The following is a 762-nucleotide window of genomic DNA, read 5'->3' as shown; positions in this document are numbered from 1 at the left end:
TTCAATGCTAAATTTTAATATGACTATTAATGGTCAATCAGTAACATCATCAAATTTATTGAGTGTTATTAATCCAGCAACAGAAGAGGTTTTTGCAACCTGTGCTATAGCTGATAAAGCGACTGTCGATAGCGCAGTAGAAGCAGCACGTAAGGCATTTAAATCTTGGTCATCAATGCCAGATACAGAGCGAGCAGCAAAAGTTGCTTCTATTGCAGGTATACTTGAGCAAAACATGCCAGAGTTAATGGAGCTTGTTACTAAAGAATCAGGTAAGCCATTAGGGGGATTAAATGGTGTTGGTTCGGGTATGGAAGTTGGTGGCTCAATAGCTTGGACTCAAGCCACGGCCTCCTTTCCATTACCTGTTGATATTATTCAAGATGATGAAGTAGCAACAGTAGAAGTTCATCGTAAAGCGTTAGGGGTTGTTGCTTCAATAACACCATGGAATTGGCCACTTATGATTGCTATATGGCATGTAATTCCAGCATTACGCAGTGGTAATACCGTTGTTATTAAACCTGCATCTTCAACACCTGTAGCTACATTACGCTTTGTAGAATTAGTACAACAAGTCTTACCGCCAGGAGTTTTGAATATAGTTATTGGTGGACGTGAAGTGGGTCATGCATTAGCAAGTCATCAAGATATTAATAAAGTCGTTTTTACAGGCTCAACAAATGTTGGTAAAGGGATAATGCGAGAAGCGTCTAGCAATCTTAAACGATTGACTTTAGAGCTTGGTGGTAATGACGCGGG

At 39.9% G+C, this 762-nt stretch carries 1 protein-coding gene; it reads left to right on the top strand.

What is annotated here, in order from left to right; translation table 11 throughout:
- Positions 1 to 762, top strand: a 762-nt coding sequence (locus B0X80_RS20255; RefSeq protein WP_245825511.1) for an aldehyde dehydrogenase family protein, incomplete at both ends; no start/stop codon positions are given.

Source organism: Pseudocolwellia agarivorans, assembly GCF_002000085.1.
GTDB classification, from domain to species: Bacteria; Pseudomonadota; Gammaproteobacteria; order Enterobacterales; family Alteromonadaceae; genus Pseudocolwellia; species Pseudocolwellia agarivorans.
The sequence above is the reverse complement of the archived record's forward strand: the minus strand, read 5'-3'. Positions and strand labels throughout refer to the sequence as shown.